The following is a 22,302-nucleotide window of genomic DNA, read 5'->3' as shown; positions in this document are numbered from 1 at the left end:
TGCGCGACAGCGCGACACACCGTACGGGAATCACCCTGCCGGCCCGTGGCACCACAGAAGACACACGAAACGGGAAGTAGAAATTCATCGAGCATGCTCTGACACTCCCCACCCCGACACGAAAAATCTCATCCCCTGCACAGGATTCAACCCTCCGCAGCCGTGCCCCAAGGCCTTTGCCGATCCTTACGTGCCGCGGGTACCACCAGAGCACACAGGTGCTGCCACACAACAGAAACAGCGCCGCGACAGCCACGCAGACCAGCTTGCCGCACAGCCGAGGCGGGCACACAGTGCCGGGGCAGGCTCATGCAAGATGGTGCTGGACGGTCCCGGAGGCCAAAACATCCGACGCACAAAGCGACCCGGCCCACGCGCTGCAGACACCGTGCGGGCCTGACGGCCGGGCGAGAGCGGCTTCCCCACCTCAGGCCGCGGCCCCGGGGACCGTACCGTCGGCAGCGCCGCGGTGTTCAGCGCTGGCGCCCTGCGCTTCCTCGAGCTGGTCCTCCAGAATGACGATCCGGCAGGCGGCCTCAACGGGGGTGCCCTGGTCGACGAGCTCCCGGGCGCGCGCGGCGATGCGCAGCTGGTAGCGGGAGTAACGCCGGTGGCCGCCAGCGGAGCCCGCGGGGTGATCTGAGGTCATGGCTTCTCTCCGATTCAGGGTGAGATGTCCCAGTCCACGGTCTCCTCATCGGGGAAGACCGCAGGGATCATGACCCGTCACCACCCGACGACAACCCGAAAACCTCAGCAACAGTCGTGGGTACAAGCAGGTGGCAGGTAGCCCGACGAGCACTGAGCTACCTTGACGCCCGTGGACGACAACATAGGCGAGCCGCCATCGGCCGATGAACTTGAATACCTGCGACGTGTCGAACGAATGGCGCACGCAGTCGCCGAGGCAGCGGCCCAGGAGGGGTGGCTCAGCTACCTTCCGGACCTGCCAGAAACCACGCCGTCGCAACGCGCAGTCAACGCGATGGCCCGCCATCTCCGCTTCACCCACTTCCACGGGGACGGGTGCGTCGACCACGACTGACGGCATCATCTGCGGGGGCGCGTGCCCTACCAGTGCCCGATCTGCTGGGGAATCACGGGGAATAGCGGTCGCGCCCGGCCGGGGACATGGAAGCGGCCCCTGACCGTTCATCCTGGTCAGGGGCCGTTCAGCTGCGGTGGGTGTGGGATTTGAACCCACGGTGACTCGCGCCACGACGGTTTTCCAAACCGGTGCGGCGTAGCAGCTACGATCGGCTCATGACGTCACATCAGGCGGATGCCTCGTAGACCACCGCGCAAGCTGAGGGCCATCGCGCCCGAAAGCCAAATTCATACGGTAACAACGCTGTTCATCAGCGCATGTTCTGGGCCGCCAGTGTGTGCTGCCTTGCACACCTACCTCTTCGTCGATGGCCTCGACCTGGTGGCGCGCAGCGATAACTGAATGGCCGGCTGCCCGCGGCGACAAGCTTTTGAACGTCAGCGTGGCGGTGTCGGGTCCGGTCGGTGATCGGCGTCCGGGGTAGTTCGTGGAGTGGGAGCTGCATCAGCGGCGGTGCCTCCGGGATGCGGCTGGTCACCTCATCGACGCGTTTGCGCAGGCAGGCGCGGTGCTGGTGGCAGGTCTTCTCCACTGCGGCGGCGAGGTTTTGGAGCAGGTGCCAGCGGTCGGCGACTTCCACGGCGTTGGGCGCCGCTTCCTTTATCGCCCGCGTGTAGGCCGAGGCCCTGTCTCGGCAGATAATTTCGGCGCCTGGATGCTCGCGTAGCCAGGTGGCGAAGGTGTCGGAGGTGCGGTCGGGCAGGACGTCCACGACTTGGCCTGCCTCCACGTCGACGAGGATGGTTCCGTAGGTGCGGCCCTTGCGAAAGGCGAACTCGTCGACACCGAGAACCCGCGGGGACCCCTCCAGCACCGTCGGAGGAACCAGCAGTTCCAGCAGTCGCGTGCGTCCGGCGGCGAGGTGCATGCGGCGGCACAGCCGTTCGCCGGCCCGCCCACCGAGCTCGACCGCGACCTGCCGGAGCCAGGCCTTCAGGCCGAGACTGGAGCGGCGATACCGCTCGCTCAGCCCGCTGACCTGCTCGACGAACGTCCGGCGCCGGCACGAGTCCCGGTCACAGAAGAACCGCCGGACCCGCAGCCTGACCAGTAACTTCCTCCCAGACAACGGCCGCTCGGCAAGATGCCGCTCGTAGCAGGAATGCACCCGCCGAGCCCGGGCATGGCACTCCGGGCACCTGGGCGGCGGACCGCACGCAGCCGCTATTACCACCAACATCTCGGCCGTGAACTCCACGGCCTCCAACCGCACATTGACGTCCGAGAACAGCACATCATCCAGCGAGACATGCCCTGCCGGAACGATCCCTCACACGGCTCATGACCTCGGATTTCAGGGAACTCCGGCCAGACCCCGCTACCAAATCCACATCCCGCCGCGGGGGGAGGTCCGGCCGCTCTCGTCGACGCCGACGAGGTGGGCCGACTCGGGGCCCATGCTTGATTCGTCGTCCAGCGGAATGACGAAGCGATGCTCCCCGAAATGCAGGGCGAGGATCCGCTCCGGGTCCTCTTCGTAGCCGTCGACGGTCTCGCCGATGTAGCAGCGCATGAGGTCCAGCGATCCCGGTGCGGGGAATTGCCACGCGGCGCCCCCGTACACCCCCAGTGGGTCGCTCAAGGCCCGCAATACCGGCCCGTCGAAGTGCAGCTCGACGTAGTCGCGCACGAAGGAGACGGCGCTGACCTCCAAGCCCATCAGCTGTTGGAGTCCGTCGTCTGAGGCGCTCGCGATGTTCACGAGCCCTATGTTCCCAGAGGCCGCTGCCGCCCGATCATGCAGCCACCCGCTGGCCGACTCGGGATCGGAGTGGCCAATTACCGCCTGACGTCATAGCTTCACGGAACTCCGGCCAGAGCCAAAATTCGAGATCCGCATCAAGATGCCATGACCGGTGTAAATTTGGTTCAGCAATGAGGCGTTTTCGCTGGTCAGAGGGTTTTTCGTCGCGCTTCGTTGATGCCGTCCGCCTACGAGACATCATTTCATCTCACCTTGCGAGCGGCGGCATGGCCGACTCCGGAAACGGCAACGGCCCCTTGGTGGCCAGGGAGCCGTCAGTAGAGGAGAGGCCTCCAACGAAGGAGAATCTCAAGTCCCTGAACGAGCGTACGGACACCGGCGCCAGCGAGGAACCCCCTGCGCCAGAGCCGCCGTCCTCGGCCATCCGATGGAAGCACCGGGCACGGCGGTTTCGCAGTGAGGCAGGAATCCATCTCGTCAGAGGAGCGGCGACCGCCGTCGGCGGAACCATCGTGGTCTACGCGAGCACCTGGTTTTCGGTTCACTGACTCATGGCACTCAATCCGCGGCTGCCATCATCAGGTCGTCGCGGATGCCCTGAGCCCGTTCCTGAGACTGACGCAGGATGGAGACGAACAGCATGATGGCAACCGTGCAGTGCCCCCGGCTGAGGTGGTTGAGGGGCAGATGATGCAGAACGGCGTGGCGAGAGAGGTTGTCAGGCAGCGGGTCGTTGTTTTCGGGGTAGTAGCGCGCGAAGAGGGTGGCCAGGGGCGCGAAGACATACTGCCGGGCTGGAAGGTAGTTGTTGGGCTTCTGCCTACCGATCTCGCCGAGGGCCACGTGCGTACGCTTCTCAGTCTCGGTCAGGGTGTACAGAATCTGTTCCAGCGCGGCGATGGCAAGGGTCGCTGCGGCCTCCCGGTGCCCGTCATCCCAAGCTGCCAGCGCCTTGTGCCCGGCAGCGATCTCCTCGGCGAGCCACTCGTCGTGGCACTCGTCGAGACGTGCATGGCACAGGGTTCGGATTTCTTCCTCTGCGGCAACAAGGACTGCAAGCTTCTCACCGTGGGTCGGGCCGGCCGCGGCAAGCTGCCGGAGAACGTCCCGGTCGGGAACCCACGCAACCGGAATGCCGTGGACCTGGGCGAGATCGAGAAGTTGCTCCAGGGATACGGTGCTTCCCCACCAGTTCTCGTGCCGGAGGGGCTGCGTAAAAGCCAGGCACGTCTTGCCTGCCGTGGACCTCGGGGTCATAGGTGTCCCAGACCCTGGCCCAGGCGCGCACTTCTTGGATGGAAGCGGTGTGTCTTCCGGCGCCGGGATCAGCGTAGGTCGTCATGTGTGCATCGTCTGCGCGTGGGAGCCGCGACTCCTCATCCTTGTCCATGTATCCCAGCTTCCCAGCCGCCACCGACAGCACGGGCTTGCCCGCGCTCTCGGTGGCGGCTGGCCCGGGCCTCATGGGGCTCGCCCGGGGCGGAAGCGGGCGGGCCAGACGCGTTCCTTCTCGGCGTTCGCGGCTGTCGCTCGTGGGCAAGCCAGCCCGCCGGTGAGCTTGGCCAGGGAAGCCTTGATCTTGCCCGACAAGGAGACCCCTGCGGCGGCCTCGCGGTCAACGTCATCGAGTGCTGACCGCCGTCTGGCCGCACGCACGCCGAAGGGGCGGTGACCGGGTTTTCGGTCACCGCCCCTTCGGGTTCAGCGGTTCAGTACAGGTCGGACTTGGCCGAGCGGAAGACCTCGACGATGTCCTTGGGTGTCAGTGCCGGGGCGCTGAAACCCAGTTCGGCCGCGTGGCGGGCGAACTCGGCGGGGGGAGCGAACTCCCGCTCGCGGACGAGGCGGCCGGCGATGTCCGGCCAGATCCACTCGCCGTCGGTCTTCAGGCTGAAGCCGCCCATGACCGACTGCGCGGGGTCGAACGGGTCGCTCTCCACCCCGGGCACCACCGTGAGCGTCTCGCAGGCGTCCATGTAGCGGGCCAGGGCGGCCCGCTCCACCTCCAGCGGCCCCGTGGTCAACTCCTCGGGCCGAATGCCCGCGCCCGGTTTGTACGGCATTGCTTCATAGAAGCCGAAGTACTGCATCAGTCCAGTGCCCAATCGTCGAATTCCATCGTGAAGCCCTGCCACTTGCCTCCACCGGCGAAGCTGCCGTCGGGATTCACGATGAGCGACGCACCGTACCCCTCGATGTCCGCCCGGAAGAGCTTGAAGAAGGGCAACGCCATGCCGCCGCCTTAGCACATGATGAGGCGGACCGGCATGCCCTCCCGGTAGCTGGGGTTCGCCCGGACCGCGGCAACCGGGATCTCGAACGGCGTGTTGAAGGGCAGGCCGTTCGGGTGTCCGTGCATGACCAGGTTGTGCACGCCCTCCTCACGCGGGGCGAAGGCGAGCGCCTTCATGGTGTTGGGGTCGTTGCCGATGGCGGTGGCCCCGTCCTCGTGCGTGACACGAGGAACCAGCGGTCGGCGGGAAGCGACCCGAACAGTGCGGCCGCGGCGTTCGCCGACTCCGGTGTGCGGCCGCACGATACGCCGAGGGCCGGGGCAGCAACTCGCGCAGCACCTCGATGAGGGCCGGTTCGTCCGTGTCGCTGCAGCCGCGCAGGTCCGGCGTAGAGACGTCCATCAGCCGGTCCGGCAGGGTCGTCGTGGGCCCAGTGCAGGACGAGGGCCGTCTTCCCGACCCCGGCAGGCCCGATGATCAGGCAGACGGGCGCCCCGCCCGCAGTGGCCCGGGACAGAGCGGCGAGTTCCGCCGTCCGACCGTGACAGCCGCGCGATGCGCGCGGCAGCGGATCGGGCGTGCCCCTCAACTCGACCGCGTCTCTGCCGGAAGTCGAGTGGGGACGTCCCCGGTGGCTTGCGCCGGCTTTCCCTGGTTGAGGCCGGCGCCGGTCCGCAGGCCGTGCGGACGCTCGCCGAGAACGCCGACGGGCGGTGTGCCGGTACCCATCGTGCATTCGTCCCCTGCTCGGCGTGGGCCACGCCGCCACCGCCCCGCCTGTTCGTACAGGCGCTCCATGCCCCGCTCCGCTACCGACGTCGTCGGCGCAGGATCGCGCCGGTGGTCCCGGCCGCCGGCAGGTTCGATGCGCCGTGCCTCGCCCTGGGCGCGGTACTGCTGACGCCCGCCGCTAGGGCTGCCGGATCGACGAACGAGGACGCCTACCGCAACCTCGGGCAGGCTGACTGACCGGGCCGAATGGAGGAAGGGCATCATGGGCTTCACCCCGCTGCCGGCGATGTCGCCGCCCGGTACGCACGACACCCTCGCCCTCCACGGAGGAGCTGGCCACCGCCCCCGCATGATCCCGCGGACGGAGAGTCCGTCCCCTCGACGTCTTGGGCCAAGAGCGACGGGCCGGCCAGGGCTGTCGCTCGCGAGCTCCTCCTGCGATGGCGGGCTCTTCCGAACTGAGGTCGACTGGTTCAGTGCCTCGCCATCGGGCAGGCGGCCGCTCACGTCCTTCGACCTCGCCACAAGGAGTTTGATCATGGCAGGACGGTTCGCTCTGACCGGCGCCACGGTCGTCACCGGTGACACGGAGGGGACCGTGCTGCCCGGCAGAACCATCGTCGTGGGCGCCAAAGGAGACATCGAGCAGGTCGGGCCCACTGCGACGACGCCCGTGCCCGGTGGATACCGGGCCGTCGACACGGCCGGACGCTTCGTCGTCCCCGGTCTGATCAACGCGCACGCCCATCTGTTCTCCGACGGCAGACCGCTCCCCGGGATCCTGGTGAACGAGTCCACGCAGGGGCTGGTATCGCTGTTCGCGCGCAGTCCGGTCGGCAGGCGGTTCTTCAAACGGCGTACGAAGTCCAACGTCCTGACGCAGCTGCGCTCGGGTGTCACCACGATTCGCAGCGTGGGCGACGTCGCCTACGAGGTCGTCGCGGTCGCGGACGAGATCGACCGGGGCCAGTACGTCGGGCCCCGGGTGCTCGCGTCGGGGCCGTTGCTCGCGGTGACCGGAGGGCACGGAGCTCCGCAGATCGCCTTGATCTCGGACTCCCCCTGGGAGGCCCGCCGCAACACCCGCCTCAACCTGCGGCACGGCGTCAAGGCGATCAAGATCTCGGCCACCGCGGGGGTCACCGATGCCCGCACGATCGGTCACGCCGGGCGGCCGGAGATGACCGAGGAGGAGATGACGGCGATCTGCGAGGAGGCCCACAACGCCGGCGTCCTCGTCGCCGCGCACGCCCAGAGCAAGGAGGGCATCCTCGCGGCGCTGCGCGCCGGCGCCGATACGATCGAGCACGGCGCGGCACTGACTTCGGAGATCATCGAACTGTTCCTGGACAATCCGCGCTCGCTGCACGGGACGTCGGCTCTCATTCCCACGTTTGCGGCGTGCCTGCCGCTGGTGAAGCTCGATCAGGAGGTCACCGGCATCAGCGACATCAGCAAAGCCAACGCCGTGCTCGTCCTGGACGAGATGATCCAAGGCCTCCGGACTGCTCTGGAGCACGGAGTCCACATCGGCATGGGCACCGACTCGGCGCTCACCTTCGTCACCCACTACGACGCCTGGCGCGAGATGGATCTCGTGGTGCGCTACGGAGGGCTCACACCGGCGCAGGCGTTGAACGCCGCTACGACGACCAACGCGAGGATCCTCGGCCTCGACGACGTCACGGGCTCGGTCGAGCCCGGTAAGGCCGCGGATCTGGTCGTTCTGGACTCGAACCCGCTCGACGGATTCCGGACATTCACCGACCCGCTGATGGTCGTCGCACGAGGCACGATCATCGACCGGCCATCCGTCACCCGCTACCCCGACCTGGACGCTCACCTCGACTCCTTCTGAAACGCCGAGCCTCCCTCTTCCCTGGCCGCCGCCGTTGCCGACGGCGGACGTCCGGCGTGAGCACGTTCGCGACGCCGACGACGGCGATCAAGGTGGGGACCCCGCCGCGCGCGGTCAGTGCGGGCGGGCGGAGTAGTAGCGCCGGCAGGCGCGGAGCATTCCCTCGTCGGAGAGGGTGAACACGTCCACGAAGTCCCTTTGCTGCGGTGCGAGTCGGCCCATCGCGACCACGCAGTCCCCCTCGGCGACGATCCGGGTGATGTGGTGCCGGCTGCCATCGCCCCGGGGAGCCTCCAGATCGGGGCCGAGGCTGCCCTCGTGCAGGAGGGACCCGTAGCCATCGGTGTCCCCGCTGTCGAGGTAGTGGTACGCGAGGCGGACGTGATCGACCCCGGAGTCGGTGATGACGGGGCTCGGCGGGATCCGCCTCGGGTGCCGGCTGGTCATGGAGGTCCTTTCGTACGGCCGCCTCCCCTCCGGGAGTGGCGAGTACACCGTCCTCCGCGTGCGCAACTCGGGGCTATCGCCGCCTTATCACCGGAGCCGGGCCGGGGCGGATCGGCCCGGCGCGATGGCCTGAACTGCACGATCCCGTTCATCGCCACGAAACCTCCACACCATGGACAACCGCAGAGGTGTTCGGAAAGACTGACCTCCGCTCCACCCGTCTTTCCCTCCCGGCTCCACCGCATCGTGCATGCGCTGCGAGCGGGATAGGCATGCCTCCAGCTGGGAGTCTCATGACCGTTTCACCCGGCGGGGTTCCGCCAACCCCCGACTCAGCGGTGTTCCGGATCCTCGGACCGTTACAGGTGAACGGTCTCGGTGGCCCGGTGCGTGTGCCTCCGGGCCGACAGGAGGTCATCCTGGCGGCACTGTTGCTCGAGGCGAACCGCGTGGTGAGCACCGACTACCTCGTCGATCTGATCTGGGGCGACGACCCCCCGGACACCGCCCGCACCCAGGTGCAGATCTGCGTGTCGCGGCTGCGCAAGCTGTTCAGCACGGCGGCCATCCCGGCCGCGATCACCACCCGGCCTCCGGGGTACGTCCTCAAGACGGAGGGCGACCTCGTCGACGCCGTGCTGTTCGCCCGCGCCGTCACCGAGGCGCGCGCACTGGCCAAACAGGGCGCCTTGGGAAGTGCTGCGGAACTGCTTCGCACAGCAAGCGAGTTGTGGCAGGGCCGTTGTCTCAGCGGGGTGTCGAGCGAGACCCTTCAGAGCAAGGCCCTCCAGTTGGACGAGGAACGCCTCACGGTGACCGAGACCCGGATCGGGCTCGAACTGGACCTGGGGCGGCACCACCAGCTCGTCGGTGAGATCCAGTTGCTAGTACGGGTCCACCCGCTGCGGGAGCGGCTGCGCGGGCAGCTGATGCTCGCGCTATACCGCTCGGGGCGGCAGGCAGAGGCCCTGGAGAGCTACCGGGTCGGGCGCGAGCTGCTGGTGGAGGAGCTCGGCCTGGAGCCGGGGTCCGAGCTGCGGGCACTGGAATCAGCCATTCTCGCCGGCGACGTGGCTCCGCCGTCCCGGCCCGGAGCCAGTGGTTACGGCGGCGGAGCACCGGAGTCCGGTGCGGGTCCGGGTGCCGGCGGGGAGGCGGGTCCGGGCAGGGGCGCCGGCGCGGGTTCCACCTCGGCGTCCGTGCACCCTCGCTCGGCAGTTCCGAGCAGCGCGGTGGAGGGTACCTCCTCCTCCTTGCCGCCCGCGCCCGGAGGCGTCGCGCACCGGGAAGAGATTCCGCGTCAACTTCCTTCGGACACATCCGATTTCGTCGGGGACGAGGCGCAGATCGGCCGGATCGAACGGACACTGCGCGGTGAGGGAGGACGAGCGGTCGGGCTCGTCGTGATCGTCGGCAAGCCCGGCACCGGCAAGTCCACGCTGGCGACGCACATTGCCCATCGCCTGAGCGAAGACGTCTTCCCCGACGGGCAGTTGTACTGCGATTTGCGCGGCACCGGCACTCCCGCCACCGCCTCCGAGGTACTCGGCCGGTTCCTGCGCGCACTCGGCATTCCCGGCGCGGTGATCCCCGAATCACAGGACGAGCGTGCCGAGATGTACCGCACGCTCATGGCGTCGCGACGGATACTGGTGGTGCTCGACGACGCGGCGTCGGAAAGCCAGATCCGCCCGTTGCTGCCGGGAAGCCGCAACTGCGCCGTACTCGTCACCAGCCGGGTCCGGCTGACCGGCCTGCCTGGCTCGCACCGTGTCGAGCTCGACGTGATGAGCGACGACCACGCGCTGGAACTGCTCGTACGAGTGATCGGCGAGGACCGCGTGAGGCGCGAAGGGGTCGCCGCCGAGGCACTGATCCGCACGGTGGGCGGACTCCCGCTGGCATTGCGGATCGTCGCCGCCCGGCTGGCGGCCCGACCGCACTGGACGCTGGCCTCGATGGTGCACCGGCTCGCCAACGAACGGCATCGCCTGGACGAACTGACCCACGGCGAGATGACGATGAGGGCGAGTCTCTCCCTCACGCACGACGGGCTGGCCGCGGCGGACCGTCGGCTGCTGCGGCTGCTGAGCCTCGCGAAGGGCCCCACCCTTCCGGGCTGGCTGGCCGGAGCACTGCTGGACGACGCCCGCCCCTTCCCCTCGGATCTCCTCGAACCGCTCGTCGACGTACAGATGCTGGACGTCGTGGGGGTCGAGTCCACCGGCGGCTTCCGCTATCGCTTCCACGAGATCATCCGGGTCTTCGCGCGGGAACAGCTCGCCGCGCACGATGAGCCGGCCGCGCAGACGGCGGCGCTCGGGCGGATGCTGGGCGGCTGGCTGTCGCTGGCCGAGCAGGCCCACCGGCGCATCTACGGCGGGGACTTCACCGTGCTCCACGGCAGCGCGCCGCGCTGGGAGCCGCCCGAGCCGTGCGTGGAGGAACTGCTCGTCGATCCGCTGGAGTGGCTCGACAGCGAGCACGCGAACCTGGTCCAGGCCGTCGAGCACGCGGCGGCGGCGCAGATGCACGAACTCTGCTGGGACCTGGCGACGACGCTGACGACCCTGTTCGAGGGACGGGGCTACTTCGACGAGTGGGAGCGCACGCATCAGGTCGCGCTGGAGGCCGTCCGGGCGGCGGGCAACAAGCGCGGTACCGCGGCCCTGCTCGGCTCGCTGGGCGTGCTGTACCTCGGCCGCAGCCAGAAGGCGGAGTCCCGGGCGGCGCTGACCTCGGCGCTCGGACTGTTCCAGGAGCTGGACGATGCCCACGGGCTGGCGCTGTGCCATCGCGACCTGGCCCTGCTGGAGCGGATGCGGGGCAACGAGGACCGGGCGCTCACCCTGTACGACCGGGCGCTGCGGGATTTCGACCAAGTCGGTGACGTGGTGGGCCGGGCCATCGTACTGACGCAGAGCGCGCAGATCTGGATGGTGCGCGGGCAGGTCTCGGCCGCGCAGGACCGGCTGGACGAGGCGCTCGGCATCTATCGTGCGGTGGGGTACACGGGCGGACAGGCCAGGACGCTGCGCAGGGCCGGGCAGCTGTCGCAGGTCCGCGGCGAACACGAGCTCGCGGTGCGTACGTTCACCGAGGTGCTGGAGCTGTGCCGGGACTCGGGGGACGTGATCGGTGAGGGCCACCTGTTGCGGGACCTCGGCCACGCGCACGCCGAGCTCGGCCGGGGTGAGGCAGCGCGGGGCTTCTACGCGCAGGCGTTGTCGGTCCGCGAACAGATCCTGGACCAGGGCGGGGCGGCGCTGGTGCGGCTGGACCTGGCGAGGCTGCTGATGGCGAGCGGGGGCGCCGGTGAGCGCTCGCGTTCGCGGGAGCTGCTGGAGAGTGCGGTACGGGTCTTCCGCGATCGGCGGATGGACTCCGAACTCGACGAGGCGATGCGGCTGCTGGGGTCTGCCGCGCTGCCGGCTCTGCCGGCCGTGGTGCAGGCGGGGGGCCGGCGCATCGGCGGGGCCATCGGGGGCGCTGCTCATGCGGACCCTGCGGTGGGAACGGCGCCGGGGGCGGGAGTTCCTCACGCACCGGCGAGCGGGGCCGCCGCCAGAGTGTGACGCCATGGGCCGGCGCCGGGGTGGGGCCCGGGTGCGGGGGGGGGCTCGTGCCGTGGCCGGTACGAGGGCTCACGCCGAGGGCGGATGCGGGATGCTCACGCCGGGGCCGATACGAGGGCTCGCGCCGTGGCCGGATGCGGGATGCTCACGCCGGGGCCGGTACGAGGGCTCGGGCCGGGGCCAGATGCGGGATGCTCACGCCGGGGCGGGGTACGGGCCTCGCCCGAGGTGGGTACGGGCCTCGCGTCGCTCGGGGCGGAATCCGGTGGCGCCGGCTTGCGGGGGCGTCAGTCCCACGGGTTGGTCTTCGTGGTGCTGCTCGGCGACGGGGTGGCCTGCGGGGCCGGGTTGCCGGCCGTGGTGGCGGGTGTGACCGGCCCGTCGGCCTGGGCGGCCTGGGCGCCGAACACGGCGGCGCCGGCGATGGCGACGGTGACGAGCGCGGCGCGGAAGGCGGTGGCGAGCTTCATTTCGAGGTCCCTTCGTCGGTGCGCTCCGGCCTTCCGGGGCGCTTCCTTCGTTCTGGGACAGACATTAGGAACCGCCGGAATCCCCGCACCGTCCCCGGCCCTAACCCCGCGCTATCACGCGCTATCACGGGCCAACACGGCCCAACCCGCGGGGTGATAGCGCCCGCACGGTGATAGGACGGCCCACCGGAGGCGGTACGTCCGGTGATGCCGGGGCGATAGCGCGTTGCCGACGATGGGAGTCAGGAACCGGGCCGCGTCACCCCAGGCCCTGTCGTTCCCCCCACCACCGCCGGGAGCGCACATGCACAGCACGGCCGTCGCCGCCGCAGTCCCCCTCGCACAGGAGGCCACCCGGCTGGGTGTCCTGATCCGGGCCCACCGGCTGCGGATCGGGCTCACCCAGCAGGAGCTGGCCGATCTGTCCACCATCAGCGTCCGCGCCATCCGCGATCTGGAGCAGGGCAAGGCGAGACGGCCCCGCCCCGAAACCCTGCGCCTGATGGCGGACGCCCTGCGGCTGGGTCCGCGGGCCAGGGCCTCGCTCGAGGCGGCCGTCCAGCGGGGACGGGCGACCGGTGCGGGCTGGGAGCAGCCGCCCGCTCCGCCGAAGGCCCTGCACCCCATGACGGGCAGGGAGGCCGAGCTCGCGGGGCTGGAGCGGGAGCTGTCCTCGGGCGCGGAGCGGCTGGTCCACCTGGTCGGACTGGCCGGTGTGGGCAAGACGCGGCTGGCGCTGGCGGTGGCCGAGCGGCTGCACGCGGCCGGGATGCCGGTGCTCTGGCACGCCTTCCCCGGTGCGGCGGCCGACCACCTGGGCTGCGCGGACGGCGAGCTCGCGGTCCGGGTCGCGGCGGCGGTCGACGAGCTGCTCGCGCCGGTGAACCGGGCGCCGCACCCGGGTCCCGGTACCGCGGACGTGGCCGCCCCGGGTTCACCGGGCGCGGTCGACTCGCTGGCGGAACTGCTGGGCGAGCAGAACGTGCTGCTGGTGCTCGACGGTGCGCGGGCCGGCGCGGCCCGGTGCGACCGGCTGATGGGTCTGCTGCGCGCCTGCCCAGGGCTGCGGCTTCTGGTGACCTCGGACCAGCCGTGGGAGGTGCCCGGTGAGCGGATCTTCCTGCTGGCACCGCTTGAGGTGCCCGCCGCCGGGGCGGCCGACACCTCGGCGCCCGCGGTCAGGATGTTCCTCGACCATGTCCGGCGGGTACTGCCGGAGTTCGCGCCGACGGCGGCCGACGCGCAGCGGGCGGCACGGGTCTGCCGGCGGCTGGACGGGCATCCGGGAGCCTTGGCCGCGGCCGCCTCCTGGCTGGTCGTGTGCGATCTGCCCGCCCTGTGCGACAGCCTCGACGAGGACCCGGTGGCCCTGCTCGACCACCTGGGTGGCCGACCGGGGGCCGACGGGTTCCGCGGTGTCCTGCTCCACCGGCTGGACCGGCTCTCGCCCGCAGCACGGGAGCTGCTGGAGGCCTTGTGCGGCCGGTCCGAGGAGGAGTTCGAGCTCGCGGGGATCACCGGCCTCACCGGCGGTGGCCTGGCGGAGACCGGCCGACTGCTGCGCGAGCTGCTGCTCAGCGGTGTGGTACGGGCCGCGCACGAGGGCGTCCCTTCCCGCTTCCGGGTCCTGGGGATGGTCCGGGCCGCCGCCACCGCACGTCCCCGGACCGGCACCGCCACCACCACTGCCACTGCCGCCTGAACTGCTGGCCGAGTGCCGGATCAACTGCCGCAGGCCCCTGGGGCCCGCCGGTTGGATGGCGTACGGCCGGACCGCACGGCAGAACCCGGACCGGCGTCCGGACCCCGCTCGACCCCCCGTCACGGAGACCATGTTGAGGAGCACCGGAATGTCCCCCAAGCCCGCTGAATCGAGCAGTACCGCGCACGTGCCGGTCGCCGCGCGGCTGCCGCTGTCGGCGGCGCAACGCGACATCTGGATGGCCCACGGGCTGGACGCCTCCGGCTGCCGCTACAACATCGGGGAGTTCCGCGAGATCCTGGGCGACCTCGATCCCGAGCTCCTGGCACGGGCCTGGTACCAGCTGGCCCGCGAGGCGGACGCGCTGCGCATCCACGGAACCGGTGCGGACGAGGACGGCGGCCTGTGGCAGCTCGTGCGGGCCGAACCGGGCGACCGACGCATGGAGTTGCTGGACCTGAGCGGCGAGGCGGACCCCGCGCGTGCCGCCCGGGACCGGATGGATGCGGAGCTGGCCCGGCCCTTCGACCTGGCGGACGGATGGCTGACCCGGCACCTCCTGATCGACGCGGGTACCGCGCCCGGCGGCGAACGGCGCTGGTTCTACTTCCACGCCTTCCACCACCTGGCCGTCGACGGCCTGGGCGTCGCCCTGATGGACCAGCGGCTGGTGGAGCTGTACGAGCGGGGCGCGGCGGGCGAACCCTGGGGGCCGAGCCCGTTCGGCACACTGGAGTCCCTGTACGCCGAGGACGGCCTCTACCAGGCGTCGCCGGAGGCGGCAGCGGACCGGGCGCACTGGGCCGGGCACCTCACGGGGCTGCCGCAGACCCCGCGGATCGGCGAAGGCCGCACCGGCGGACCGGCGCCGGAGGCGCTGCCCTTCGTACGGCGCACCGTGGTGCTGCCGCCGGACCGGACGGACCGGCTGCGGTCGGTGGCGCGGGACCGGCGGGCGCCGTGGTCGATGCTGGTGATCGCGCTCGTCGCGGCGTACGTGCAGCGGGTGAGCGGGAGCACCGAGCCCGTGCTCGGACTCCCGGTGACCGGGCGGCGTACCGAACTGGCCCGGCGCACACCGGGGATGATGTCGAACGTGGTGCCGCTGCGGGTACCCGTGGCCCCCGACGGGACGCTCGCCGAACTCCTGACGGACGTGGTCAAGGAGACCCGGCAGGCCCTGGCGCACCAGCGGACCCGGTACGAGGACATGTGCCGGGACCTGGGTGTCGGCGATTCGGAGCGGCGGATCGCCGCGCCACTGGTCAACATCATGGCCTTCACCCCGGGCATGCGGTTCTGCGGTTTCCCGACGATGCAGCACAACCTGAGCAACGGTCCCGTGGATGACCTGGCGGTCGGTGTCTACGATCTGGGGCCGGAGGGCGGGCTGCGGATCGACTTCGACGCGGCTCCGCAGGTCTGCGATCTCGCCGCGGTGGCCGGGCACCAGGACCGGTTCGTGCGGTTCGTGACGGTCGCTCTGGACTCGGATCTCGAAGTGCCCCTGTCCGCAATCGAGTTGCTGGACGAGTCCGAGCGGCGGCAGGTGGTGGAGGAGTGGACGGGCCGTCGGGTCGAGATCGGGGAGGACACCCTCGTCGACCGCTTCGAGACGCAGGCCCGTACCCGTCCCGGAGCGCGCGCCCTGGTCTTCGGCGACGAGGAACTCACCTACGGCGAACTCGACGCCCGAGCCAACCGCCTCGCCCATCACCTCGCCGCACAAGGCCTGACAAGAGGAGACTTGGCAGGCGTCCTCCTCGACCGCGGCACCGACTTCGCCGTAGCGATCCTCGCCGTCCTCAAGACCGGCGCCGGATACGCCCTCCTGGACCCCGAATTCCCCGACGAACGACTGGCCGGAACGGCCGTAGAGGCCGGCCTGCGGATGCTGGTGAGCGACGGGCCTCATCATGCCCGCGTCGGCAGCGGGCCGTGGAGGACCGTCCTGGTGGACTCCGGGTCCGACCTCATCGGCGGACGGCCGTCCGGCCCCCTCACCATCCCGTTGACCCCGGAGGACGTCGCGTGCGTGATGTTCACTTCGGGCTCGACGGGACGCCCCAAGGGCATCCTGTCCTCCCACCGCAACCTCGTCTCGACCCTCACCGCACAGACCTACGCCACCTTCGGACCCGACGAAGTCTTCCTCCAGTGCTCCCCCGTCTCCTGGGACGCCTTCAGCCTCGAATTCTGGGGCGCCCTCCTCCACGGCGGCACCACCGTCCTCCAACCCGGACAACGCCCCGAACCCGCCACCATCGCAGCCCTGTCGCAGCAGCACGCCGTCACCATGCTCCAGCTCTCCTCCAGCCTCTTCAACTTCCTCACCGACGAACACCCCGACACCTTCGCCACCACCCGGATCGTCTACACCGGCGGCGAACCCGCCTCCCCCACCCACGTCCACCGACTCCACACCCTCCACCCGACCCTCACCATCACCAACGGCTACGGCCCCGCCGAATCCATGGGCTTCACCACCACCCACCCCATCCCCGTCACCGACCGTCCGACACCCACCGTGTCCATCGGCCGACCACTCACCAACAAGCACGCCTACGTCCTCGACACACGACTGCGCCCCACACCGCCCGGCGTCACCGGAGAGCTCTACCTCACCGGCCACGGCATCGCCCACGGCTACCTCGCCCAACCCACCACCACAGCAACCAGCTTCATCCCCAACCCGTATGGACCCCCCGGCTCCCGCCTCTACCGAACCGGCGACCAAGCCCACTGGGACACCCACGGCAACCTCCACTACACCGGCCGCACCGACACCCAGATCAAAATCCGCGGCTTCCGCGTCGAACCCACCGAGATCGAGACCGTCCTCACCGGACACCCCGCGATCGCCCAGGCCACCCTGGTGCACACCACCCATCTGACGGCCTACGTCACCCTCGCCCCCGGCGCGGAGCTGGGCCCGGGCGAGCTGAAGGACTGGCTGCGCGAGCGGCTGCCGCAGCACATGGTCCCGGCGCAGTTCGCGGTGCTGGACCGGCTGCCGCTCACCCCGAACGGGAAGATCGACAAACGGGCGCTGCCGGCGGTGGAACTGCCGCTGTCCGCCGGCGGGCGCCAACCGCGCACCGAACTGGAGGAGCTGGTCCGGACCCTCATCAGCGACGTACTCGGCTCTCCCGTCCCGCTCTCCATCGACGACGGCTTCTTCGACCACGGCGGCCACTCCCTGCTCGCCGCACGGCTGGTCAACCGCATCGGAGCCGTCCTCGGCGTCACCCTCACCCTCCGCGACGTCTTCCAGCACCCCACGCCCGCCGCCCTGGCCCGCCAGGTGACGGTCGCCTCGGGCCGGCCCTCGCTGCCTCCGCTGGCCCGGGCCTCCGTGCGACCGGAGCGGCTGCCGCTGTCCTTCGCGCAGCAGAGCCTGTGGCTGGTGTCGCAGCTCCAGGAGCACGGGACCTCGTACAACGTGCCGATGGCGGTCCGGCTGGAGGGTGCCGTGGACGTGGCGGCGCTGCGCGCCGCCTTCGGTGACCTCGTCGGCCGGCACGAGCCGCTGCGGACCCGGATCACCACCGTGGACGGCGACCCCCGGCAGGTCGTCGACCCGGCGGGGCCGGCCGTCTTCGAGGTCCGTACGGTGCCTGCGCGGGACCGGGACACCGAACTGCTCGCGGCCGCACGGCACTCCTTCGACCTGGCCGCCGAGCATCCGCTGCGCGCGACCCTGCTGCGAACCGGCGAGGCCGAGACGACCCTGCTCGTCCTGCTCCACCACATCGCCACCGACGGCCAGTCGCTGCGCCCGCTCTTCGACGACCTGTCGACCGCCTACGCCGCCCGGCTCGAGGGCCGCGCCCCCGACTTGGCCCCGCTGCCCGTCGACTACGCCGACTACGCGCTCTGGCAGCGCGCGGTGCAGGCGGACGGCGAGTTGCTGGACGGGCAACTGGCCTACTGGAAGTCCGCGTTGGCCGGTATCCCGGAGGAGCTCGGGCTGGTCACCGACCGGCCCCGGCCCGCGGTGGCGGGGCAGGTCGGCGGCGCGGTGCGCTTCGACTTCGGCCGCCGGCTGCACAAGCGGATCGTGGAGCTGGCGCGCGCCGAGCGGTGCACGCCCTTCATGGTGGTGCAGGCCGCTCTGGCCGCTCTGCTGACCAGGCTCGGCGCCGGGACGGACATCCCCCTCGGCTCGCCGGTCGCGGGGCGTACGGACGAGGCCCTGTCGGACCTGGTGGGATTCTTCGTCAACACCCTCGTGCTGCGGACCGACACCTCGGGGGATCCCGCCTTCCGGGAGCTGCTGTCCCGGGTACGGGTCGCCGACCTGGACGCCTTCGCCCATCAGGACGTCCCCTTCGATCTGGTGCTGGAGGCCGTCAATCCGACGCGTACGTCGGCCCGGCACCCGCTGTTCCAGGTCTGTCTGGCCCTGGAGTCGGGTCCGGCAGCCACTGCGGACCTGCCAGGTCTACGGGCCGGGGCCGCGGAGCCGCTGGCCACGGGGGCGGTCAAGTTCGACCTGGAGTTCCTGCTGCGGTCCGAGCCGGACGGACCCCTGACGGGGGTGGTGCTGTACAGCTCGGATCTGTACGAGCGGTCCACCGTGGAGCGACTCGCGGGGATGCTGCGGCGCACTCTGGAACACGTCGTGGACGCACCCGAAGTGCCGCTCTCGGAGCTGGAGTTGCTGGAGGAGTCCGAGCGGCGGCAGGTGGTGGAGGAGTGGACGGGCCGGCGGGTCGAGATCGGGGAGGACACCCTCGTCGACCGCTTCGAGACGCAGGCCCGTACCCGTCCCGGAGCGCGCGCCCTGGTCTTCGGCGACGAGGAACTCACCTACGGCGAACTCGACGCCCGAGCCAACCGCCTCGCCCACCACCTCGCCGAACAAGGCCTGACAAGAGGAGACTTGGCAGGCATCCTCCTCGACCGCGGCACCGACTTCGCCGTAGCGATCCTCGCCGTCCTCAAGACCGGCGCCGGATACGCCCTCCTGGACCCCGAATTCCCCGACGAACGACTGGCGGGCACCGCGCGGGACGCGGAGGTGGGCATCCTCGTCACCGACTCCCGCCACCACACCCGGGTGGCGGGGTCGTGGAACTGCGTGCTGGTCGACACCGAGGCCGGGGCCATCGGCCGGCAGCCGGCCACGAGGCCGGTCGTCGTCCTGACGCCCGCCGATGTCGCGTGCGTGATGTTCACTTCGGGCTCGACGGGACGCCCCAAGGGCATCCTGTCCTCCCACCGCAACCTCGTCTCGACCCTCACCGCACAGACCTACGCCACCTTCGGACCCGACGAAGTCTTCCTCCAGTGCTCCCCCGTTTCCTGGGACGCCTTCAGCCTCGAATTCTGGGGCGCCCTCCTCCACGGCGGCACCACCGTCCTCCAACCCGGACAACGCCCCGAACCCGCCACCATCGCAGCCCTGTCGCAGCAGCACGCCGTCACCATGCTCCAGCTCTCCTCCAGCCTCTTCAACTACCTGACCGACGAACACCCCGACACCTTCGCCACCACCCGGATCGTCTACACCGGCGGCGAACCCGCCTCCCCCACCCACGTCCACCGACTCCACACCCTCCACCCGACCCTCACCATCACCAACGGCTACGGCCCCGCCGAATCCATGGGCTTCACCACCACCCACCCCATCCCCGTCACCGACCGTCCGACACCCACCGTGTCCATCGGCCGACCACTCACCAACAAGCACGCCTACGTCCTGGACGCACATCTGGGCCCCACACCGCCCGGCGTCACCGGAGAGCTCTACCTCACCGGTGACGGCATCGCCCACGGCTACCTCGCCCAACCCACCACCACAGCAACCAGCTTCATCCCCAACCCGTATGGACCCCCCGGCTCCCGCCTCTACCGAACCGGCGACCAAGCCCGCTGGGACACCCACGGCAATCTCCACTACACCGGCCGCACCGACACCCAGATCAAGATCCGCGGCTTCCGCGTCGAGACGACGGAGATAGAAACCGTCCTGACCGGCCACCCCGCGATCGCCCAGGCGACCTTGTCCACCCACCCCGACCACCACAACACGCCGCAGCTGACGGCCTATCTCGTCGCGACCACGCCCGACCTCTCGGGTCAGGACGTCCGACTCTGGCTGCGCACACTGCTGCCGGACCACATGGTCCCGGCCTTCGTGGTCCTGCTGGACCGGCTGCCGCTCACGCCGAACGGGAAGATCGACAAACGGGCGCTACCGGTCCCGGAGGCGGCGGCCACGGCCGGCGGGCGCGCTCCGCGCACCGAGCTGGAGTCGTCGGTCCTCGGACACTTCACCGAGGCCCTGGGAACGAGCGCGGCCCTCTCCATCGACGACGACTTCTTCGACCACGGCGGCCACTCCCTGCTCGCCGCCCGCCTCACCAACCGGATGGGCGCCGACTTCGGCGTCACCCTCACCCTCCGCGACGTCTTCCAGCACCCCACGCCCGCCACCCTCGCCCAGCGCATCGAAACCCTGCGCCGGTCCGCCCCGGCGGCGCCCCGGCGGGCCCGCCCCGCGCTGCGCCGCCGTACCCCCGACCAGGAACGGAGTTCCTCATGAGCTACGACACGTACCCGGACTTCACGCCCGCGCCCGACGACGTGGTGTGGGACCTGCCGGGCGACGGCCCGCAGCGGACCTCGCTGCTGGTCCTGCCGCACGCCGGCGGCAACGCCCACGCGTACGCCGAATGGCGCCAGTACCTCCCCGACGACGTCCGGCTGCTGATCGGCCAGTACCCGGGCCGCGGCGCGCGCTTCGCCGAGGACCTGCCCCGTACCATCGCCGATCTGGTCGGTCCCGTCGTCGCCTCACTGCCGGCGGGCACCACCGACGACCTGGTGGTGCTCGGGCACAGCATGGGTTCGCTGGTCGCCTTCGAGGTGGTACGGGCCCTGCAGGCGGCGGGCCGGACCCCGCGGGCCCTGGTCGCCTCGGCCTGCCGCGCCCCTTTCCTCGCCAACCCGTGCGCGGTGCACCCCGAGCGCCTGGACGACGACGAGTTGGTCGCCGCGATCAAGGAGCGCGGCGGCACCGACGACGGCATCCTCGACGAGCCGGAGCTGCGGGAGATCATCATCCCCTCCATCCGCGCCGACTTCGCGATCGACGACGTCTACCGCTGCGAGGAGTCCGAGGCACGCGTCGACTGCCCGCTGACGGTGATCGGCGGGGACGCCGACCCGGTCGCACCGGCCGCCTCGCTGGAGCGCTGGGCGCAGCTCACCGACCACCCCTTCACCTCGTTCGTGCTGCCCGGCGGGCACTTCTACTTCCAGCAGCAACTGGCCGAGTTCCTCGCCGTCCTCGGCCCCGTCCTCAGCCCCGACTCCGGCCTCGGCTCCGTCGTCGGCGGCCGGGCCACGGCCGGCTCCACGGCCTGAGCACCCCGCCCCTCCGCCTTTCTCGACTCCGCACCCTCTTAAGGACCTTCCATGACCACGTTCGCAGACGCCCCCGCCGACACCGGCATCCGCCCGATCCGCGAGGCCGGCAAGCCCGTCGTCGTCCAGACCCCGCCCGGCGCCGATCTGGAATCGGCGGTCGCCTGGCTGAACACCCACCGTGCCGCGATCCAGGCCGAGTTGCACCGCTCCGGTGCGGTCCTGCTGCGGGGGCTGCCCGTCTCGGACGCGGCGAGCTTCGCCGCCGCCCGCGACGCGCTGATCCAGCGGCGCGCGGGCTACAAGGAGAAGGCGACCCCGCGCACCGACTTCGGCGAGGGCGTCTTCTCCTCCACCGACCTGCCGGCCGTACAGCCGATCCGGCTCCACAACGAGAACAGCTACACCCTGGACTTCCCCGGTGTGCTGCTGTTCGGCTGCGTGATCGCCCCCGAGGAGGGCGGAGCGACCACGGTCGGCGACATGCGCGAGGCGCTGCGCCTGCTGCCGGCGGAGCTGGTGGAGCGGTTCGCCCGGGCCGGCTGGCTGCTCGTGCGCAACTACTCGGAGCTCGCCGGTCTGCCCTGGTACAAGACGTTCGCGACCGAGGACAAGGCCGTCGCGGAGGCCTACTGCGAGGAGAACACGGTCGGCTACGAGTGGGTCGAGGAGGACGACTCGATGATCACCCGGCAGCGCCGGTCGGCGATCGTCACCCACCCCGCCACGGGCGAGCGGACCTGGTTCAACCACTTCGCCTTCTGGAACAGCCGCACCCTGGACCCCGACATCCGCGAGGTGCTCGTGGAGACGTACGGCGAGGACGGCCTCCCCTTCAACACCTACCTGGGCGACGGGACGCGCCTGACCGACGCCGAAGTCGACGCGATCAACGACGTGTACGACCGGGTCACGGTCCGCGAGACCTGGCAGCAGGGGGACCTGATGCTCGTCGACAACATCCTCTGCGCCCATGGCCGCGAGGCCTACAAGGGTGACCGCAAGATCCTGGTCGCCATGGGTGAGCCGGTCGCACTGGCCGACTGCGCGCCCGCCACCCAGCCGTCCACCACCGTTTTCGCCGGGGAGTGACCACC

Annotated in this window: 15 protein-coding genes, 1 tRNA gene and 1 pseudogene; 7 read left to right on the top strand and 10 right to left on the bottom strand. The window is 70.5% G+C overall.

The genetic code is table 11. The features are described 5' to 3' along the window. Positions 1-427: 427 nt before the first annotated feature. Positions 428-634 (bottom strand): annotated as a pseudogene (locus tag ACFYYB_RS33220) (MerR family transcriptional regulator); the annotation flags it as partial. 186 nt (positions 635-820) lie between these two features. Here ACFYYB_RS33220 and ACFYYB_RS33215 point away from each other — a divergent pair. Further along, the gene (locus ACFYYB_RS33215; protein ID WP_389440193.1) at positions 821-1,045 is read left to right on the top strand and encodes a hypothetical protein; all 225 of its coding nucleotides are present in this window, start codon (positions 821-823) and stop codon (positions 1,043-1,045) included. A 132-nt stretch (positions 1,046-1,177) separates the two neighbouring features. Here ACFYYB_RS33215 and ACFYYB_RS33210 read toward each other — a convergent pair. The 7 genes from ACFYYB_RS33210 to ACFYYB_RS33180 all read right to left on the bottom strand — a co-directional run bounded on the left by ACFYYB_RS33210 (position 1,178) and on the right by ACFYYB_RS33180 (position 5,349). Continuing rightward, positions 1,178-1,301 (bottom strand) — tRNA-OTHER (locus tag ACFYYB_RS33210). Between the two features lie 57 nt (positions 1,302-1,358). After that, entirely contained in the window at positions 1,359-2,342 is a 984-nt protein-coding gene (locus ACFYYB_RS33205; protein WP_389440191.1) for an ISL3 family transposase, read from the bottom strand. Between the two features lie 84 nt (positions 2,343-2,426). Beyond that, positions 2,427-2,810 carry a hypothetical protein gene (locus ACFYYB_RS33200; RefSeq protein ID WP_389440189.1) on the bottom strand — a complete coding sequence of 128 codons (384 nt, stop codon included), beginning with the start codon at positions 2,808-2,810 and terminating at the stop codon, positions 2,427-2,429. Between the two features lie 561 nt (positions 2,811-3,371). Next, the gene (locus ACFYYB_RS33195) at positions 3,372-4,070 is read right to left on the bottom strand and encodes a hypothetical protein (RefSeq protein ID WP_389440187.1); all 699 of its coding nucleotides are present in this window, start codon (positions 4,068-4,070) and stop codon (positions 3,372-3,374) included. Between the two features lie 452 nt (positions 4,071-4,522). Continuing rightward, entirely contained in the window at positions 4,523-4,918 is a 396-nt protein-coding gene (locus tag ACFYYB_RS33190) for a hypothetical protein (RefSeq protein ID WP_389440185.1), read from the bottom strand. Beyond that, positions 4,903-5,046, bottom strand: a complete 144-nt coding sequence (locus ACFYYB_RS33185) for a hypothetical protein (protein WP_389440183.1) — start codon at positions 5,044-5,046, stop codon at positions 4,903-4,905. Before ACFYYB_RS33185 ends, ACFYYB_RS33190 begins: the two co-directional genes overlap by 16 nt. Before the next feature lie 9 nt (positions 5,047-5,055). After that, positions 5,056-5,349, bottom strand: a complete 294-nt coding sequence (locus ACFYYB_RS33180; RefSeq protein WP_389440181.1) for a hypothetical protein — start codon at positions 5,347-5,349, stop codon at positions 5,056-5,058. A 968-nt stretch (positions 5,350-6,317) separates the two neighbouring features. Between ACFYYB_RS33180 and ACFYYB_RS33175 the strand changes: the two genes are divergently transcribed. Continuing rightward, positions 6,318-7,637: an amidohydrolase family protein gene (locus ACFYYB_RS33175; protein WP_389440179.1), complete on the top strand. Its 1,320-nt coding sequence runs from the start codon at positions 6,318-6,320 to the stop codon at positions 7,635-7,637. Positions 7,638-7,751: 114 nt separating this feature from the next. Here the strand turns inward: ACFYYB_RS33175 and ACFYYB_RS33170 are convergent, their stop codons facing one another. Next, the gene (locus tag ACFYYB_RS33170) at positions 7,752-8,084 is read right to left on the bottom strand and encodes a nuclear transport factor 2 family protein (protein ID WP_389440177.1); all 333 of its coding nucleotides are present in this window, start codon (positions 8,082-8,084) and stop codon (positions 7,752-7,754) included. A gap of 272 nt (positions 8,085-8,356) precedes the next feature. On the opposite strand from ACFYYB_RS33170, the gene ACFYYB_RS33165 reads away from it, so the two are divergent. Beyond that, positions 8,357-11,659: a BTAD domain-containing putative transcriptional regulator gene (locus ACFYYB_RS33165; RefSeq protein ID WP_389440175.1), complete on the top strand. Its 3,303-nt coding sequence runs from the start codon at positions 8,357-8,359 to the stop codon at positions 11,657-11,659. Between the two features lie 287 nt (positions 11,660-11,946). On the opposite strand, the gene ACFYYB_RS33160 is transcribed toward ACFYYB_RS33165, so the two are convergent. Continuing rightward, entirely contained in the window at positions 11,947-12,129 is a 183-nt protein-coding gene (locus ACFYYB_RS33160) for a hypothetical protein (protein ID WP_389440173.1), read from the bottom strand. A 304-nt stretch (positions 12,130-12,433) separates the two neighbouring features. Here ACFYYB_RS33160 and ACFYYB_RS33155 point away from each other — a divergent pair, with 304 nt between their 5' ends. From ACFYYB_RS33155 to ACFYYB_RS33140, 4 genes are all read left to right on the top strand, one after another. Beyond that, a complete protein-coding gene (locus tag ACFYYB_RS33155; protein WP_389440171.1) occupies positions 12,434-13,831 on the top strand; it encodes a helix-turn-helix domain-containing protein in 1,398 nt (465 codons plus the stop codon). A 148-nt stretch (positions 13,832-13,979) separates the two neighbouring features. After that, positions 13,980-20,381: an amino acid adenylation domain-containing protein gene (locus ACFYYB_RS33150; RefSeq protein WP_389440169.1), complete on the top strand. Its 6,402-nt coding sequence runs from the start codon at positions 13,980-13,982 to the stop codon at positions 20,379-20,381. Further along, the gene (locus ACFYYB_RS33145; protein ID WP_389440167.1) at positions 20,378-21,205 is read left to right on the top strand and encodes a thioesterase II family protein; all 828 of its coding nucleotides are present in this window, start codon (positions 20,378-20,380) and stop codon (positions 21,203-21,205) included. The genes ACFYYB_RS33150 and ACFYYB_RS33145 overlap by 4 nt, the downstream gene beginning before the upstream one ends. A gap of 51 nt (positions 21,206-21,256) precedes the next feature. Further along, complete coding sequence (locus ACFYYB_RS33140; RefSeq protein ID WP_389440165.1) at positions 21,257-22,297, top strand: TauD/TfdA family dioxygenase; 1,041 nt, start codon at positions 21,257-21,259, stop codon at positions 22,295-22,297. The last annotated feature ends 5 nt before the right edge of the window (positions 22,298-22,302 follow it).

The sequence above is a fragment of the Streptomyces sp. NPDC002886 genome (assembly GCF_042888445.1).
GTDB lineage: Bacteria > Actinomycetota > Actinomycetes > Streptomycetales > Streptomycetaceae > Streptomyces.
Note: the sequence above shows the minus strand (reverse complement) of the source record. Positions and strands in the feature narration are given on the sequence as shown.

Bases quoted from the DNA above. Each gene is read 5' to 3' on its own strand.
- ACFYYB_RS33195 (WP_389440187.1), bottom strand. From the start codon at position 4,070: ATGACCCCGAGGTCCACGGCAGGCAAGACGTGCCTGGCTTTTACGCAG.
- ACFYYB_RS33185 (WP_389440183.1), bottom strand. From the start codon at position 5,046: ATGGCGTTGCCCTTCTTCAAGCTCTTCCGGGCGGACATCGAGGGGTAC.
- ACFYYB_RS33175 (WP_389440179.1), top strand. From the start codon at position 6,318: ATGGCAGGACGGTTCGCTCTGACCGGCGCCACGGTCGTCACCGGTGAC.
- ACFYYB_RS33170 (WP_389440177.1), bottom strand. From the start codon at position 8,084: ATGACCAGCCGGCACCCGAGGCGGATCCCGCCGAGCCCCGTCATCACC.
- ACFYYB_RS33165 (WP_389440175.1), top strand. From the start codon at position 8,357: ATGCCTCCAGCTGGGAGTCTCATGACCGTTTCACCCGGCGGGGTTCCG.
- ACFYYB_RS33160 (WP_389440173.1), bottom strand. From the start codon at position 12,129: ATGAAGCTCGCCACCGCCTTCCGCGCCGCGCTCGTCACCGTCGCCATC.
- ACFYYB_RS33155 (WP_389440171.1), top strand. From the start codon at position 12,434: ATGCACAGCACGGCCGTCGCCGCCGCAGTCCCCCTCGCACAGGAGGCC.
- ACFYYB_RS33150 (WP_389440169.1), top strand. From the start codon at position 13,980: ATGTCCCCCAAGCCCGCTGAATCGAGCAGTACCGCGCACGTGCCGGTC.
- ACFYYB_RS33145 (WP_389440167.1), top strand. From the start codon at position 20,378: ATGAGCTACGACACGTACCCGGACTTCACGCCCGCGCCCGACGACGTG.
- ACFYYB_RS33140 (WP_389440165.1), top strand. From the start codon at position 21,257: ATGACCACGTTCGCAGACGCCCCCGCCGACACCGGCATCCGCCCGATC.